Here is a 333-nt window from a genome sequence, read left to right as displayed (position 1 = left end):
CGCTCCATCTCACCCGGGGAGCATCCGTTGCATCACGCGGTCGCGGTAAACGAAGATGTGCGCCAGCGCGGCAGCCAGGTGGATCCCTATCAGCGCAAGCAAGGACCACTCCGCCGCCTGGTGCAGCCCGTCGATAGCCTTTCCGGCGGCCGCGTTGTCGGACGCGAGCATCGGCAGCGGAACGAGGTAGAATAACTTCAGCGACCAACCGCGGTAAGATGCGAACAGCCAGCCGGTGAGGGTCGTCGCCAGCACCGAAATGTAGAGCATCCAGTGCACGACCTCCGAGCTCAGGCGCTGCCACGCCACAAGCGAGGTTTCCGGCGCAACCGG

General features: G+C 64.9%; 1 protein-coding gene. It reads right to left on the bottom strand.

Annotation, left to right across the window (positions count from 1 at the left end; genetic code table 11):
• Positions 1–9 precede the first annotated feature (9 nt).
• On the bottom strand, positions 10–333 hold a 324-nt coding region (locus AC0L3C_RS36225; RefSeq protein ID WP_473410413.1), incomplete at its 5' end, for a cytochrome b.

The organism is Bradyrhizobium sp. WSM4872 (assembly GCF_055811715.1).
The sequence above is the reverse complement of the archived record's forward strand: the minus strand, read 5'-3'. Positions and strand labels throughout refer to the sequence as shown.